Origin of the sequence: Peribacillus butanolivorans (genome assembly GCF_001273755.1) — a bacterium.
Lineage (GTDB): Bacteria > Bacillota > Bacilli > Bacillales > DSM-1321 > Peribacillus > Peribacillus butanolivorans.
This window is the reverse complement of sequence record NZ_LGYA01000001.1, coordinates 2,720,109-2,736,633: the sequence shown is the minus strand read 5'-3', so window position 1 is coordinate 2,736,633 and position 16,525 is coordinate 2,720,109. Positions and strand designations below refer to the sequence as shown.

General features: G+C 36.4%; 16 protein-coding genes and 1 riboswitch. All 16 genes read left to right on the top strand.

From position 1 onward, the window contains the following. Positions 1 to 309: 309 nt before the first annotated feature. The gene (locus AKG34_RS12465) at positions 310 to 1,056 is read left to right on the top strand and encodes an SDR family NAD(P)-dependent oxidoreductase (protein WP_053346359.1); all 747 of its coding nucleotides are present in this window, start codon (positions 310 to 312) and stop codon (positions 1,054 to 1,056) included. Positions 1,057 to 1,229: 173 nt separating this feature from the next. Continuing rightward, positions 1,230 to 1,817 (top strand): TetR/AcrR family transcriptional regulator, encoded by a 588-nt coding sequence (locus AKG34_RS12460; RefSeq protein ID WP_053346358.1) that lies wholly within the window; start codon positions 1,230 to 1,232, stop codon positions 1,815 to 1,817. 426 nt (positions 1,818 to 2,243) lie between these two features. Next, positions 2,244 to 2,780, top strand: coding sequence for an NADPH-dependent FMN reductase (ssuE, locus tag AKG34_RS12455; protein WP_053346357.1), 537 nt, complete (start codon positions 2,244 to 2,246; stop codon positions 2,778 to 2,780). Positions 2,781 to 3,111: 331 nt separating this feature from the next. Further along, positions 3,112 to 3,220: riboswitch (SAM riboswitch) on the top strand. 178 nt (positions 3,221 to 3,398) lie between these two features. Next, the gene (locus AKG34_RS26995; RefSeq protein ID WP_082527691.1) at positions 3,399 to 3,542 is read left to right on the top strand and encodes a YezD family protein; all 144 of its coding nucleotides are present in this window, start codon (positions 3,399 to 3,401) and stop codon (positions 3,540 to 3,542) included. 214 nt (positions 3,543 to 3,756) lie between these two features. Then, positions 3,757 to 4,434 (top strand): phosphoadenylyl-sulfate reductase, encoded by a 678-nt coding sequence (locus AKG34_RS12450; RefSeq protein ID WP_053348094.1) that lies wholly within the window; start codon positions 3,757 to 3,759, stop codon positions 4,432 to 4,434. A gap of 28 nt (positions 4,435 to 4,462) precedes the next feature. Continuing rightward, positions 4,463 to 5,611 (top strand): sulfate adenylyltransferase, encoded by a 1,149-nt coding sequence (sat, locus tag AKG34_RS12445; protein ID WP_053346356.1) that lies wholly within the window; start codon positions 4,463 to 4,465, stop codon positions 5,609 to 5,611. A gap of 41 nt (positions 5,612 to 5,652) precedes the next feature. Continuing rightward, positions 5,653 to 6,252 (top strand): adenylyl-sulfate kinase, encoded by a 600-nt coding sequence (gene cysC / locus AKG34_RS12440; protein WP_053346355.1) that lies wholly within the window; start codon positions 5,653 to 5,655, stop codon positions 6,250 to 6,252. Between the two features lie 17 nt (positions 6,253 to 6,269). Next, a complete protein-coding gene (locus tag AKG34_RS12435; protein WP_053346354.1) occupies positions 6,270 to 7,895 on the top strand; it encodes a nitrite/sulfite reductase in 1,626 nt (541 codons plus the stop codon). Positions 7,896 to 7,916: 21 nt separating this feature from the next. Continuing rightward, positions 7,917 to 8,132: a DUF3906 family protein gene (locus AKG34_RS12430; protein ID WP_053346353.1), complete on the top strand. Its 216-nt coding sequence runs from the start codon at positions 7,917 to 7,919 to the stop codon at positions 8,130 to 8,132. Between the two features lie 18 nt (positions 8,133 to 8,150). Beyond that, positions 8,151 to 8,927 carry a uroporphyrinogen-III C-methyltransferase gene (gene cobA, locus AKG34_RS12425; RefSeq protein ID WP_053346352.1) on the top strand — a complete coding sequence of 259 codons (777 nt, stop codon included), beginning with the start codon at positions 8,151 to 8,153 and terminating at the stop codon, positions 8,925 to 8,927. After that, complete coding sequence (locus AKG34_RS12420) at positions 8,927 to 9,688, top strand: sirohydrochlorin chelatase (RefSeq protein ID WP_053346351.1); 762 nt, start codon at positions 8,927 to 8,929, stop codon at positions 9,686 to 9,688. The genes cobA and AKG34_RS12420 overlap by 1 nt, the downstream gene beginning before the upstream one ends. Beyond that, positions 9,669 to 10,283 carry an NAD(P)-binding protein gene (locus tag AKG34_RS12415; protein ID WP_053346350.1) on the top strand — a complete coding sequence of 205 codons (615 nt, stop codon included), beginning with the start codon at positions 9,669 to 9,671 and terminating at the stop codon, positions 10,281 to 10,283. Before AKG34_RS12420 ends, AKG34_RS12415 begins: the two co-directional genes overlap by 20 nt. Before the next feature lie 177 nt (positions 10,284 to 10,460). Then, a complete protein-coding gene (locus AKG34_RS12410; RefSeq protein ID WP_053346349.1) occupies positions 10,461 to 11,360 on the top strand; it encodes a sulfite exporter TauE/SafE family protein in 900 nt (299 codons plus the stop codon). An 894-nt stretch (positions 11,361 to 12,254) separates the two neighbouring features. Continuing rightward, positions 12,255 to 13,766 carry a GAF domain-containing protein gene (locus AKG34_RS12405; protein ID WP_053346348.1) on the top strand — a complete coding sequence of 504 codons (1,512 nt, stop codon included), beginning with the start codon at positions 12,255 to 12,257 and terminating at the stop codon, positions 13,764 to 13,766. Next, positions 13,687 to 14,445 (top strand): PucR family transcriptional regulator, encoded by a 759-nt coding sequence (locus tag AKG34_RS12400; RefSeq protein ID WP_083450775.1) that lies wholly within the window; start codon positions 13,687 to 13,689, stop codon positions 14,443 to 14,445. Before AKG34_RS12405 ends, AKG34_RS12400 begins: the two co-directional genes overlap by 80 nt. 175 nt (positions 14,446 to 14,620) lie before the next feature. After that, on the top strand, positions 14,621 to 16,180 hold the full coding sequence (locus tag AKG34_RS12395; RefSeq protein WP_053346346.1) for a class I adenylate-forming enzyme family protein: 1,560 nt from the start codon (positions 14,621 to 14,623) through the stop codon (positions 16,178 to 16,180). Positions 16,181 to 16,525: the final 345 nt, after the last annotated feature.

Genomic DNA, 16,525 nt, shown 5'->3' with positions numbered 1-16,525 from the left:
TCTAAGGGAGACCCCACAGGCGCAAAGGCGCCGAGGAGGCTCCCTGACCGCCCGCGGAAAGCGAGTGCCTGGAGTGGAAATCAACGTTCGAATTTTTACAACCCCTCAAAAAAACTGTAGACAAACTCGATTTTCATCGAGTTTGTCTACAGTCTGAGCTGTCCTATTTTAATAGGGCAGCTTTTTGTATGCAATATAAAGGGGACTTTAAAACAACATCATTTCGCTTGAAATTATTATTCAATAAATCTATAATAAAAGTGAGTAAATACTTACTTATTTATTTTGAGCGTTGAAAGGGGAATTTATATGACAGCAAGAGTGGCAGTTATTACAGGTGGAGCAAGTGGAATAGGCCGTGCAACATGTCTAAAATTTGCAAAAAAAGGGAACAAAGTCGTTGTTGCGGATTTTAACGAAGCCATGGCGGAAGAAACTGTTGAACTGATTAAGGCTGAAGGCGGAGAAGCTATTTTTGTTAAAACTGATGTTTCAAAGCAAGAAGATGTGGAAGCATTGGTCAATATCGCTGTAGATGTTTATGGAAGAATTGATATTATGTTCAATAACGCTGGCATAGGTGCGGGTGGCATGATTCTTGAACAAAATATGAAAGGGTACTTTAAAACGATCGGAGTAAACCAACACGGTGTGGCTTTTGGTATCATGGCAGCCGGACGTAAAATGAAGGAACTAGGCAGTAAGGGAGTTATTATAAATACTGCTTCGGTGTTTGGCTATTTAGCTTCACATGGGACTTTCGCATACCAGGCTTCTAAAGGCGCTGTAAGAATGATGACACAAACAGCGGCTTTGGAATTGGGTGCTTATGGAATACGAGTAGTAGGTATCGCACCAGGCGGTGTGGATACTCCAATTATCCAAGGATATAAAGATATGGGAATCATCGATAAATTGAATGCAAGCCAAATGCGCGGCAAATTAATTAAGCCGGAAGCAATTGCGAATGCTGTTTATCTACTATCATTAGATGAAGCTGATGCGATTAATGGCAGTATTGTTATGGTTGATGATGGCTATGCATCTTTTAAATAATTTTGAAAAGGAAAACATCGTCCTAATCCGACGATGTTTTCTTTTTATGTCTTATATGACTAATGCAAGTCTCATAGACCAAAGGTTATATTGACCGATTGGTATCATCAGGCTATTATGGAAAATAGATCGGACAAGCCGGTCTTATCTTTTGTAAAAGAAGGTTGATATTTTTGAAAAAAGGGCAGCAAACAAAAGAACGGATCATTAATGTAGCCCGGACTCTTTTTGCCAGTAAAGGTTTTGACATGACCAGAACGAATGAAATCGCTTCTGCCTGTAATGTTTCCGAAGCTACGATTTACAAATACTTTGACAGCAAAAAAGATTTGCTTTTGGCTACGATTACTCCTAGTGAAAAAGAAGATGCGGAAGTTGAGACTAGCCACCTTTCTACGGATGAGCTTGTAGAGAACCACGTTATCACATTGATAAAAAAAATTCTTGAAAATAAAGAACAGTATTCGATATTATTTCGAGAAACTCAATACGATAAAGAAATTTCTAAACAATATGTTGAGCAAATCTTCAAGCCAAATGCTAAGCTTATTGAACTTCAGAAGAGAATTGATACTGGAGAGATTCACTATATTTCCGATATTATCCTATTTAATGTAGGAATTATTTCTTTTACATTAGCTTTATCGACCCATTATGAGATTCATCAACAGAAAACGGAACCGTATTTTACTGAGGAACGAATAAAGAGTATTGCTCAGCTTTTAGTATATGGGATTCATGGAAAAAGCAATAATACATAAATAAACGGTCATATTTAAGGCGTATGAAGTCAACAAGCCGTAAATATGACCGTTGCTTTATCTACAATTAGTATTAGTTATTCAAGCTTGTACCTCTAGTCTTGACGATACATTGTGCAAACTAGTGTAAGCCGAAGAATGGAACTATACCAGTTATTTTGGAGATGCAAAAATTAAAAGGTCAAGGAAGAAACAATTTGAAATTTTAGGAAAAGTAGAGGGGGATAACTGAGAAAAGTTTCTGAATAGGTTATTCACATTAATCCCGAGTTAAACACTTGACTTTTATTTTTCTGAATATTACGATTATTATATGGTACATGACTTACCTAGGCAGGATTCTTATCCGATTTATTAGTGATTGAGTGATTTTTATTGAATCAGCAAGTCTTATCACAGATAAGAAAATAATAGGAGGAAATTTATATGAGCGAAATCGTAATTTTATCAGGCAGTCCAGCGAGTCCATCAAGAACTGACATCTCTCTAAAACATGTTCGATCACTAGTTGAACAAGAGGGGTTTACCACTGCTTATTACTCTATAACGGATTTTTCCGCAGATGATCTATTCCAAGGCCGGTATAATAGTGAAGATATAATAAAGCTTTCAGAAAAAATTCAGGAAGCTAGAGGTATCATTATTGGTTCACCAGTCTATAAGGCATCTTACACAGGCGTATTAAAAGCTTTGATTGATTTGCTACCTGAGGGTGCATTTAAAAATAAGCCTGTTCTGCCAATTATGATTGGTGGAAGTAACAGGCATTTATTGGCGATTGATTACGCACTTAAACCTTTAATTTCAATTTTAAAAGGTGAGCCGTTGCAGGGCTTATATTTTGTAGATAAGGAAATAGATAAGCAGAATCCTGAAAGCCCAATTAAAGATGGCGAATTAGTTGATCGTGTGCAAAGTCAGGTGCAAGAATTTGTTGAAGCGATTCAATTAAGAAATAATTAAATGCTGTAAATAGACGAAAAGTAAAGGCTTAAGGTTTTGAACTATTTTTATTTTCATGAGATTAAAGATTATTTATGTACAATCATAAAAACTAATTAACTTTAACAATTAGGCCTTAAACAATTGTAAAAAGAGGTAAGTAATGAAATAGACTCATTTTTTTAGGAGTTTCTCTTAAAAATGAGTCTATTTTCATATTTAACTGATACACTATCCGTTCAAGGAACAGTGTGTATAATAATAACAGTTCACCCATTTTATTAATCCAAGTTATTTTATAAGAAAACTCCATTGACAAGGAATAAATATATGTTAATATTTAAAATAATAAAACTTATCCAGAGCGACGGAGGGAATTGGCCCTTTGAAGTCCAGCAACCTGCATGATGGATGCAAGGTGCTACATCCAACAAAATGTTGATCATTTTGGAAGATAAGGTAAAAAATATTACCTTGAAAATCTTTCCATCATGGAAGGATTTTTATTTCTGTAAAATTCGTTTGCAAACCATAGCATTGTAAGATGTTTTGGAATATATAAATTTAAGAAAATGCATTTTATAAACGGGTCAGCTATACGATAAGCTAGTCTCGGATTTTCTTAAAGGAGGAACTGGCTTGGAAAAAGAGAATCAGCTGGAGGAAATATTTGAACGCCTACAAGAAATGCTTAAGTCGATGAAATATGGATCCATAACACTTATCGTCCAGGATGGTAAAATTATTCAAATGGAAAGAAATGAAAAGCTGAGAATTAAATAAGGTATCTGCTGACTAGAAAACTAGAGGTGGATTTAACTGATATAAAAGAGAGTATTAGTTAAATTCGTCTCTTTTTTCTAGGGTCTTTTAAGCGTTAGAAAACATCAGCGAGTATTAATCGCAAGTTACTCTATTCTGTGAAACATTTAGCAAGTTTTTAGAGGGGGCTTTAAGAGTGTCTGCATTAGTAAACTATGAAAATTTCGACACAGAGATTTTGCCTGCATTTCCTGAGGACAGTGAGTCAAAAGGTGCTTTAGAAGTTCTTGAGTGGGCAAATTCCCAATATGGTAACAAACTCATTTATGCATGTAGTTTCGGCATTGAAGGAATAGTACTTACGGATTTATTGGCAAAAGTCAATCCTTCAGCCAAAATTGTTTTTCTGGATACGGATGTTCATTTTGAAGAGACTTACAAATTAATTGAACAAGTTAAAAAGCGCTATCCGCAGCTTTCAATTGAAATGAAAAAGCCGGCATTGACGCTTGAGGAACAAGCATCTGAATATGGAGATGAGTTATGGCTCCGTGATTCAAATAAATGTTGCAGCATACGTAAGATCGCTCCGCTTACTGAGGTACTTTCAACGGCAACTGCTTGGCTCTCGGGACTACGCAGGGAGCAATCTGAAACAAGAGCATTAACGGAATATATTAATCAAGATAATAAGTTTAAATCAATTAAAATATGCCCGCTTATTCATTGGACATGGAAAGATGTATGGCGCTATGCCCATAAAAATGGGCTTCCATATAATGTTCTTCACGATAATGGATATCCTAGTATTGGCTGTAAAACATGTACGGCACCTGCTATCAATGCCGATGATTTACGCTCAGGACGTTGGCAGGGCGCGCAAAAAACAGAATGCGGATTACATTTATCTTAATAAATAGAAAATTTAGGGGGAAATTAGCATGACAGTTAGCTTACCGCACGGAGGAACGTTGATCAATCGTTGGGAACCAGACTATGATATTACTAAAATAAACAACTCAATCGAAATTGATGAGATTGCTTTAAGTGACCTGGAATTAATAGGTACTGGGGCCTATAGTCCTATTAAAGGATTCTTTACAAAAGATGACTATCAAGCAGTGGTTAAGGATATGAGGCTTAGCAGCGGCCATGTTTGGAGCATCCCGATTACTTTGCCGATTACTGATGAAGTAGCAAAAGCTCTTACTCTAGGAGAAGAAGTAAAGTTGAATCATGAAGGAGAAACATACGGAGTTCTCATTGTTTCTGATATCTTCAGACCTGATAAACAATTGGAAGCCACATTAGTTTATCAAACGGATGATGAGAAACATCCTGGTGTGAAAAATTTGTATAACCGTGGTGAAGTATATGTCGGCGGGGATATTAAATTAGTTAAACGAATCGAACGTCCACTATTCCAAGATCATTATTTGGATCCTGTTGACACAAGAAAAACTTTTGCTGAAAAAGGCTGGAAAACAGTTGTTGGATTCCAAACAAGAAATCCTGTTCACCGTGCACATGAATACATTCAAAAAACTGCATTGGAGATTGTAGACGGTTTATTTTTAAATCCGCTAGTAGGTGCTACTAAATCAGATGACATACCAGCTGATGTACGGATGGAGAGTTATAAAGTACTACTAGAGAAATATTATCCTAAGGATCGTGTCTCCCTAGCAGTTTTCCCTGCTGCCATGCGTTATGCAGGGCCAAGAGAAGCCATTTTCCATGCCATGGTTCGTAAAAATTACGGATGCACCCACTTTATTGTTGGCCGTGACCATGCCGGTGTAGGCGATTATTACGGAACTTATGATGCACAAAAAATCTTTGGTAATTTCAAACCTGACGAGTTAGGAATCACGCTATTATTCTTTGAACATAGCTTTTATTGTAAAACATGTGGAAATATGGCTTCTGCTAAAACATGTCCGCATGGTAAAGAAGATCATGTTATCTTATCCGGAACGAAGGTTAGGGAAATGTTGCGTAATGGTGAAATTCCACCAGCTACCTTCAGTCGTAAAGAAGTCATCGAGGTGTTGATCGAAGGCCTGAAAAAGAATGAAGTATTTAACTAAACTAGTTTCAAATATATGTAAGTAGTAAGAGGGGGATAATAATGAGTAATAGCACGAATGTAACTTGGCATAAAGCGTCTTTGACTAAGGAACTCCGTCGTAAGCAAAACGGACATGAGAGTACAGTTCTATGGTTCACAGGACTCTCAGGCTCCGGAAAATCAACGATTGCAAATGCAGTCGCTAAAGAGCTGTATAACCGAAATATTCGAAGTTATGTCTTGGATGGAGATAATATTCGTCATGGCTTAAATAAAGATTTGGGTTTTTCTGAAGAGGATCGGACTGAGAATATTAGGCGGATCGGTGAAGTTTCCAAGCTTTTTGTGGATAGCGGGCAGTTCGTATTAACGGCATTTATTTCCCCTTTTCGAGCAGACCGTCAAATTGTACGCGATTTGCTTGAAGAAGGCGAGTTTATTGAAGTCTACATAAAATGTCCGATTGAAGAATGTGAAGTGCGTGATCCAAAAGGTCTTTACGATAAGGCACGTAAGGGAATCATTAAAAACTTTACTGGGATTGACTCTCCATATGAAGAACCTGAACAGCCGGAAATCGTTTTAGAATCCAACCAATATAGTGTTGAAGAGTGCGTCGAACAGGTAATCAACTATTTGACAACTAAGAGAGCGATTTAATCGAGGAGGAAAAAGTAGTGGTATATGAGAAGTTTTGGTCTGAAAATCCGGTAATTGCTAAAAACAAAACTGAAGTCTGGAAATTAGAAAAAGATGGTTTGAAGATCTTTGACGATATTCCTCATTATGCAGCAAATGGATTTGAATCCATTCCTAAAGAAAAGTGGGATATGTTCAAGTGGGCAGGTCTATACTTGCAACGACCAAAAGAAGCGGGCTATTGGATGATGCGTGTCGTTATTCCTGGTGGTATCCTTACTTATGACCAACAAATCACACTTGCTAATATCGCGAAAGATTACGGTAGAGATGTTTATGACATCACAACTCGCCAAGCTATTCAGTTTCACTGGTTGACTATTGAACAAGTCCCTGATATTTTGAACCGTCTAGAACAGGTTGGGATGACCACTGCTGGTGCATGTGGTGATATTACACGGAATATAATCGGAAATGCATTAGCTGGAATCGATCCTGGCGAACTTTTTGATACACGTGAGGTCCTTTATAATGTATTTGAGTTTTTCCGACTTAACGAAGATTTTTCAAACCTTCCAAGGAAATATAAAATGTCAGTCAGTGCTAATGTTCATAATGCTTCCAATGCTGAAATTAACTGCGTTTCATTTAATCCAGCTACGAAGGTTATTGATGGAAAGACAGAAGTTGGTTTTCACGTTAAAGTAGGGGGTGGATTATCCTCCGTCCCTATGCTAGCAGAAGAACTTGATTTATTCATTTTACCGGAGAAAACAGTGGAAGTGGCAGCCGCCATCACAACGATTTTCCGTGACTTCGGTTACCGTGAAAAGCGTCATCGCTCTCGTTTGAAATTCCTTGTTGCTGATTGGGGTCCAGAGCAATTTAAGGAAAAATTGCTTGAATACACCGGTCCACTTCCAGAAAAGGGAGAAAGTGCATTGAAGGAATGGAATGCTGGCTATTTCTATGGTATCCATAAACAAAAACAAGAAGGACTTAACTATGTTGGAGTCAATATCCCAGTTGGCCGTTTAACTCCAGACGAAGTTATTGAGTTTGCTGAACTTTCTAAAAAATACGGAAACGGTGAAATCCGCAACTGTAATTCGCAAAATCTAATTATTCCTAATGTTCCGGATGCAAAACTTGAAGAATTAAAACAAGAATCAATTTTTGAAAGATTTCCATATCAACCAAAAAAATTCATTGGATATTCCGTTTCTTGCACAGGCATTGAGTATTGCAACCTGGCACTTGTTGAAACAAAAAACCGGATGAAAACTATTGCTGAAAAACTGGATAAAGAAATTGATTTAGATGTACCGGTAAGAATGCATATGGTGGGTTGCCCGAATAACTGTGGTCAACGAGCTATTGCTGAAATCGGGTTGCAAGGTATCAAAATGAAAAACCAAGACAAAAAAATGGTCGAGGCTTTTGAAATATACGTAGGCGGAACACTTAATGCTGGTGGGAAGTTCAATGAAAAATTAAAAGGGAAAGTGGAAGCTGAAAAGCTTTATGACGTATTAAAAGAGCTTATCCTGTTTTTCAAAGAAACAAAGCTATTGTCTGAAACTTTCTTGGATTTTGTAGAGCGAGTAGGAAAATCAGAATTACAAAGTAAACTTGATAATATTTTAACAGAGGTTGCTGTTTAAATAGCGGAAGGTAAGAAGAATATGAATCTATACCGTTTTGAAGTCACTATTAAAGAAGAACTAATTCATGTCATCATCGCCGCAGATTCGGATGAAAAGGCCTTCCAGCTCGTTGATATCGAGCTGGAAAAGCGTTTTTTGAAAATGCCTGAAGTGGATGATATATCATTATACGAAAAAAGAAAAATTAATAATGGAACAGGTTACGTATTATCGGAATTCGAAACAATTCTCTAAGGGAAGGCAGGTTGCATAATGGGGAAAGTATATCTAGTAGGAGCCGGTCCTGGAGATCCAGATTTAATTACAATAAAAGGATTAAAGTGCATTCAAGAAGCCGATGTCATTTTATATGACCGTCTTGTCAATAAAGAACTGTTGAATTATGCAAAAGAAGGAGTCGAATTGATTAATTGCGGTAAACTGCCGGATTATCATTTGTTGCAGCAAGATACAATCAATCGATTTCTAGTTAAATATGCAAAAAAGGGGAAAATTGTTACGCGATTAAAAGGTGGCGATCCCTTTGTTTTTGGAAGAGGCGGAGAGGAAGCTGAAGCCCTTGCAAAAAATGGCGTAAGTTTTGAAATTGTGCCAGGCATTACGGCTGGAATTGCTGCCACAGCTTATGCTGGAATTCCAGTGACCCATCGAGATCATGCTTCTTCATTTGCCATTGTTACCGGCCATCGGAAAAAAGACGAAGATGATAATATCAAGTGGGAATCTCTTGCAAATGGTATTGATACATTAGCTATATACATGGGAGTGAAGAATCTACCGTATATTCAAGGGAAACTTTTGGAGCATGGAAAAAATCCCAATACTCCAGTAGCTCTTATTCATTGGGGAACGTTAAAAACACAAAAGACAGCTGTCAGTACATTAGCTAATGTAGTAGAAACAGCCAAAAGTGAGCAAATTTCCAATCCTTGCATGATAGTTGTAGGAGATGTGGTCAATTTACGAGAAAAGATCAAATGGTTTGAACAAAAACAAGCGGAAAATTTGTTGGCAAATGAGGCCTTTTAATGGAAGCTATATTATATATTTGCCATGGAAGCCGTGTCAAAGAAGCATCTGCCCAAGCGATTGATTTTATTCATGTATGCATGGAAGGACAATCTAACACAATTCAGGAGTATTGCTTTTTAGAATTACAAAGTCCTACGATAGAAGATGCCTATGATCGATGTGTGCAACGCGGAGCGACGAAAATCATTGCTATTCCAGTTCTTCTGTTAACTGCTGCACATGCAAAATATGATATTCCAGTCATTCTATGTAAAATGAAAAAACAATATCCAGAGGTAGAGTTGAAGTACGGAAGACCCATAGGGGTCAGTGATAAAATGGTTGACATTTTAGTAGAAAGATTGAAAGAGACAAACGAAAAGGTAACGGAGAATTCACTAGTTTTATTAGTTGGAAGGGGCAGCAGTGATCCCGACGTGAAACGAGATTTAAGTCAATTAGCGGGTATACTTAAGCGTAGGTTACCAAAAAGCCAAGTACAAGATTGTTATCTGACTGCTGCTTCACCAACTTTTGCAGAAGCATTGGAAATGGCTGAAGATTCCCAATCAGATCAAATTTTTATTATTCCTTACCTTTTATTTACCGGTATTTTAATGCAATCCATCCAAACAGCTATTAAAAAGATCCAGAAAAAAGGCAAACAGAATTTTGTTCTCTGCCGTTATCTCGGTTATCATCCGAAGATAGAAAAAGCATTATCAGAACGAATTCACGAAGTGTCTGAGGAGGGTGCTTATGTATCCAATTACTCTTAATATTGAGAATAGAAAGTGTATCATTATTGGCGGTGGTAAAATAGCTTACTTTAAAGCGGGCCCCTTACTAGAAGCAGGTGCTGAAGTAACTGTTGTAAGTCCTGAAATATGCGAAGGTTTCCAGAAGCTACAAGAGGAAGGGAAAATCCATGTTTTACTTAAAGAAGTAGAAGAAACTGACTATAAAGATGCTTTTTTAATCATAGCTGCAACAAACTCCTCAGAAATTAACGAGCAAGTCTATAAGAACACATCTCATAGCCAACTTGTTAACGTTATTAGTAATCAAGAGCTGGGCAACTTTCATATTCCAGCTACATTGAATAGAGGTAAGCTCACAATTAGCGTTTCTACCAATGGGGCAAGTCCAAAACTCGCTAAAAAAATCCGAAATGATTTACAGGAAGTTTATGATGAGTCATATGAGGAATACCTTGAATTTCTTTTCGAAGTAAGGATGCATATAAAAAAGAGTTCATTATCAAAAGATGAAAAATCTCAGTTACTAAAAGATTCAATTGAGGATATTTATAAATATTCCCTTAAAGAAAGATATCGTTTTTTAGCTAGGTTTTTGCCAGTAGAAACTGAATAAAAATCATTGGGCTGATCAGAAAAACTGAAGGCACCTAATCAAAATGAAACAATTATTTTGGTTAGGTGCCTCTTTGTGTCTGAAAATAAAATTTCAATGTTCTATTTACTAGCGAATTGTATGTAGGTCGGGTCGAGGGTAATTTAGGTTCTATCTAAGTAAAAAAAGGGGGAAGTCATGAAAAAGTTAATCGTTTTAGCCTTTATCGGGTTTTTAGCCCAATTAATAGATGGTTCACTTGGAATGGGGTATGGAGTAAGTTCAACTTCCTTATTGTTGACATTCGGGATCGTACCTGCAGTAGCATCCGCATCTGTTCACTTATCGGAAGTAGTAACGACAGCTGTTTCTGGAGCATCTCATATCAAGTTTGGGAACGTAGATAAGAATATGGTTTATCGTTTGATTATTCCAGGTTCTGTTGGAGCATTTGTGGGTGCTTGTTTTCTGAGCAATTTGCCAGCTGAATTAGCAAAACCGTATATTGCTATCTTTCTATTTGGCCTAGGAGTATACGTTTTGTTTCGTTTTCTATTTATTTTCAAGCCGTCTAAGGAAAATGAAACCGTAAAGCCATTAACAGCGAAACAATCTATCCCGCTAGGACTTTTTGCAGGGTTTTGTGATGCAACAGGTGGAGGGGGTTGGGGACCGATAGCGACGCCTGTTCTATTGTCCAAAAAAGGAATGACTGCGAGGAAAGCTGTCGGAACAGTTGATACTAGTGAGTTTGCGATTGCTTTTTTTGGTAGCCTTGGTTTTATCATTTCTCTTGGATGGGAAGCGGTTAATTGGCTTTGGGTTGTAGCACTGATTATCGGTGGAGTAATTGCCGCACCGATTGCGGCCTGGCTTGTTCGTATGCTTCCTGCTCAATTAATGGGGGTTTTAGTAGGTGGTTTCATCATTTTAATTAATGTAAGAACCCTTTTATCTACATGGGTTCCAGACGATGCACACATCTATATTTATGCAGTTATTGTCATTGGATGGATTGCAGGGATTTATTTTACAATCAATAAGATGTCTACGGCGAAAAAGAAAGGTTACGTGGAACAACAGCAGAATGTTTCTTAATATCGGTAGAAGGCAGAAGTAGATATTACAGATTTGTTTTACTAACTAATGAAAAACTCGTAGGTACATAGAATACCTACGAGAAAGGTCTTTTAATAAAAGCAATATGTTTTTGAGTATGAAATCTTCCTATGTATTCTTATGTATAGTCTACACCTGTTACAATGCAATAATGTAAATAAACATTGAAATGGCTTCTTTCATTAATAAAGGGAAGGGACGTATTCGCCTTGCAATAAAGAGACCACGACTAAAACTATCGAACCGAAAGGCTACCAGACATGATGAGTTCTTAACGTTTCATTCTTGTTCAGACTTTAAAGGACTGATTTGACCATTTCTGGAGTTCGTGTCTAAACGCCTCATTGAATACTTCAGCTCCTACATTATTAAACGAACATGTATAAAAAACACATCCCAACTCTCCCTCATTCAATATTCCATTCTTTATTATAGATCCCATATATCGTTCCAATCTCTATTTACTGCTTTCAACCGAAGGAATTTGATGAACCATGTTATAGCCCCGCTGCATAATCTGCTTTCCAAATAGTTTCAAAGTGAACTAAAAAGTGATTTCACTTTATCGACAAAATTCCGTTCGTTAAACGCAATAAATTATAAATCTTCAAGTTTTTTCGATGTAGTATTCAAAAGCAAAGTATTGCTTACAAGAACTTTATAAGTATGATGCTGAATAGAAACAAACAAGTTAGGCATGGTACAAGAGCCGACATAATTATTATTAAAAGGGGTTAAGCTGAAAAACTTCCAGTTAAGAGGTTCATTATTAACTGAAATTTCTGTTAGTTCAGGAAAATATAAAATTATGATGTGTTAATATTGGTATAAAAGGGTTTTATTGTAAAGGTATATGAAAAGGGGGGGAATTGATTGGAGCTTACAAAGAAAGAAAAATTGATAAGAAGAATTGACCGTCATCTTCGTGTAACGGCTAGGCAACTTATTATGTTCGATACAGTAGAAGAGACACTGAAGTTTCTAATAGATTCGTTTCAATTAGATTTAAACTGTGACTTTGTCTGTATTCTTTTGAATGAAGATGGATATTTAATTCCAAAGGTATTCAACGGTGAATCCGATTCATTCATAGAGAATTTCCCTATTAATATCAGGAATAACAGTTCTGATCTTTTAGAATATCCCTTGGCGTTTTCCGATTCGGAAGTAGAGAAAATACATGAACTTTCGGATGTGATTAGAAAAGAAAAGATACAATCATGGTTCACTGTTCCTTATAAAGGGGATTACGGAGTATCAGGTGTCTGTTTAATTGGTTTTACAGATTTGGTTCCTTTATATCAAGAAATGGTATTGATTTTTACTGACTTTGGAAAAGATATTGCGGTTGCAATAAAATTAGCAAAGCAAAGAGAAGAACAGAAGAAAATAGGAATGGAGTGGATTACGGAAAGTTTATCCGTTAATTCACCAATAGAAAAAACTATTGGGAAAATAATAGAGAGAGCGGGAAAGGGAACGCAATCAAAAAGAGCTTGTGTTTATTTATATATAGAAAAAGATAATAGTTTCATTTTGCAAGAACCATGCTTTGGCCAACCACTGTCACTAAAGAGAATCGTTCCCCAAAATAATAAACTTATCGACTACTTTCCATATCTTGCTGCATGGGGAGGTAAAGCATTAACAGTTTCCTTAACGATGAATTTAAAAACGATTGGTGTGCTCCATGTAGAAGAGAAGGAAACTAACAACGGAATATATACAGCAGATGATTTACAAACTTTAAAATTAATGGCTCAACATATGGCTGCATTAATTGAAAATATCCGATTATTTGAAAGCGAAAAGGAGTATAAGCAAAGATTGCATATGCTGCTAGACTATCAGCAGGCCTTGGTAAAAGAAACGATTGAGCAAGATAGTTTTGTTGGTATAACCAATACAATCAGCGAACTTTTCTCTAGTTCGGTCTTACTCTTTGATCGGTTCATGAGACCTATTGACTATTCCATGCATCCATTAGATAACGCTGACGTTCAGTTACTTATTGAACAGGCGACTTACCAAGTATTTCAAGGGCGTAATCAAGAAATTTGGCAGGCATCCATGGGTGATACGGAAAAAAAACTAATGATCTGGCCAATTAATCACGGAGGAGATCTTCTTGGACATTTGGCTATTCATCTAAACCTAAATGACATGGATGACTTTTTTAAGCTCAGTGTCAATATCGCTAGAAATATATTCTATTTGCAATTTATTAAACAAAAGCTTGTGTTTGATACGAAAGAACAGGTTAGGGATGGTTTTATCAATAAATTGTTAGTGCCTAATTTGATAAATGAAGAAGAAATCATTCAATATGCAAATGTATTCAATTGGAATTTATTTTTACCTCACCGTATTTCTGTACTGTCTTAATTTTGGAAACAAAGTTGAATCTGAAAATGGAATTATTGAGTTTCAAGAGAAAAAAACCATGTTATTTAACCGGGTGAGGGAGTGGATTGCAGTATTTGATAAAGAAATTCTATTTGCAACTAAAGGGGAATTATTTATATTAATCGTCCCAATTTCAATAGAGAAAGATAACCCGAGGGAATTTTGGACTAAACTCTTTACCTATATCCAAAAGTGGAGCAAGACTGAACTGGCAAAGCCCTTCTATTTAGGCATAGGAGGAAAAACAGCAGCAATCGGTGACTATTTTGTTTCTTATCAACAAGCTGTGGAATCGCAAAACGTGATAATAAACCAGTTTAAAGAATCGAATTTTGTTCTTTATGATGATTTAGGAGCATACCCATTATTTCAACATTTGAAGAACAGTACATCGACCCGATTGTTCATAAAAAAATATCTTAACCCTATTTTAAATAACTCTGATGACAAAAATAATACCCTTTTTCAGACACTGCGAGCTTATTTAAATAATAATGGAAGCATTAAAGAAACTTCTGAGGAACTTTTCATTCATCGAAGTACACTGCAGTACAGAATGGAAAAGATTCAGAGCCTGTTGGATATCGAATTGACTAGTTCTGAACAGCGATTTAATCTGCAGCTCGCATTTAAATTAAATGACATCATTGATTTGTAATTCGACATGATGATGAAAAACTAAATACTTTTTCCTTCACGGTGCAGGTATTTTTGACTGCCCTATTTTTTTATAATGAAAATACAGACTATACAATACACAAGTGTAGTTTTTAAAAGGTCGGTGATAAGACTTACAGAAAAAATGAAAGCGATTACAGGGAGGGGCTAATAAGATGAAGGACATACAGACTATTCTTGAGAATGCTTACAAGGCGGAACCGGATAAGGAAGCTATATTCGATGGTTATAGGAGAATTACCTATAGGGAGTTATATTCAGATGTAGAAAATCTGTCATCAGCGCTTGCTCATTTAAATATTACAAAAGGAGATCGAGTGATGGTCTGCTTGCCAAATTGGCATGAATTCGTCACTATTACATTCAGCCTTGCTAAAATAGGAGCGATCATTGTTCCTTGTAATACAAGATATAAAGCAGATGAGCTCTCATACATATTAGAAAATTCGAGGTCAAAAGCAGTGTTTTTAATAGACAATAATGATGAGATTTTTAAGAATAAAGTGAATAACACAATAGAAAGTAAAGGACTTGAACAAATCTTTACGGTTCGATGTAAATCTGAAGGATATCGGTCTTTAGAAGAATTAATCGAGCTAGGTAGGGAAAAGTCTACCCCTAAAATCAGGATTGATTCTCTAGAAGATATATTTTCGATTCTATATACATCTGGTACGACTGGCAATCCAAAAGGTGTAATGCTGACTCATTATAATGTATTAAAAACTGCTCAATTAACCAATGTAGCATTGGAAAGTTCGAAAGAGGATGTATTCTTAATTCCTGTTCCTGTCTTTCATATATTTGGAATGGCTGCATCGATTGTGCCAGCCGTTGAGGCTGGAGCAAAAATGGTGTTGTTGGAAGAGTATAAAGCATTAAAAGCCTTAAGACTAGTAGAACAAGAGAAAATAACAGTCCATCAAGGAGTCCCAACTATGTTTATTTTGGAGCTTAATCACCCTGAATTTGCAGACATGGACTTATCCTCACTAAGAACAGGGATTATTGCTGCAGCTCCATGTCCCGAAGAAATTGTTAAAAAAATAAGAATCGAAATGGGTTGTAATATTGTTGTTGCTTATGGTTCTACAGAGACGTCTTCTACACTTACTGTAACATCCTTGGAAGATGATGATATAATCCGCTCTCAAACAGTTGGAAAGCCAACTTCCGGTTCAGAAGTAAAAATTATTGATGCAAACAGAAAAGAGATGCCTACAGGTGAAATTGGAGAGATAATCTGTCGGAGCCCTGGGGTCATGAAAGGTTATTTTGAGATGCCTGAAAAAACTAGTGAAGCCATTGATTCAGATGGCTGGTTTTATACGGGGGATCTTGGAACAATAGATGATCAGGGGAACCTCCGAATTGTAGGAAGGAAAAAAGAGCTGATTATTAGGGGAGGTTATAATATCTATCCCCGAGAAGTCGAAGAATTGCTTTATCAGCATCATAGTGTATTAGAAGTAGCCATTATTGGTCTGCCAGATACTGTTATGGGTGAGGTGGCCTGTGCGGCTATCAAATTAAAACCGGGTAAAGAGGAAACAGAGGAATCCATTCGGGAATTTATTGAAGAACGTATAGCAAATTATAAAGTACCTGACCGTTTTATCTTTTTAGATGAGCTGCCTATGACCCCTAGTGGGAAAATTAAAAAGTTAGCGTTACAGGAAGAATTGAGAGCGAAATTACATTCTACTTTACGCTAAATATAATTCCTTATTCGAAGTGGATACTAAATATTATTACGGTTTTATTGTCTGTTTCTACACTGAAAAGAGCTCAGTTAAACTCAGTAAAAATGTTGCAAATACATGGACGAAGCAGGTCTAATAAATGTGGAAACCATTGAAATAGTCATAAAAAAAGATTTCTAAACTGATGGTATAAAAGCGGTCATATAAGTGTCTCTTAAAGGGAATGGGAAGATGTATTTTATTGAATGGAAGCCTAGAGATTTAATTCTCAAGGCTTCTTTATATTCAATAATAATAAAAGAAACAAGTTAAAAATGAGCGTCTGCCGACTAGCAGATGCTTTTTTAAAAGGAAGTG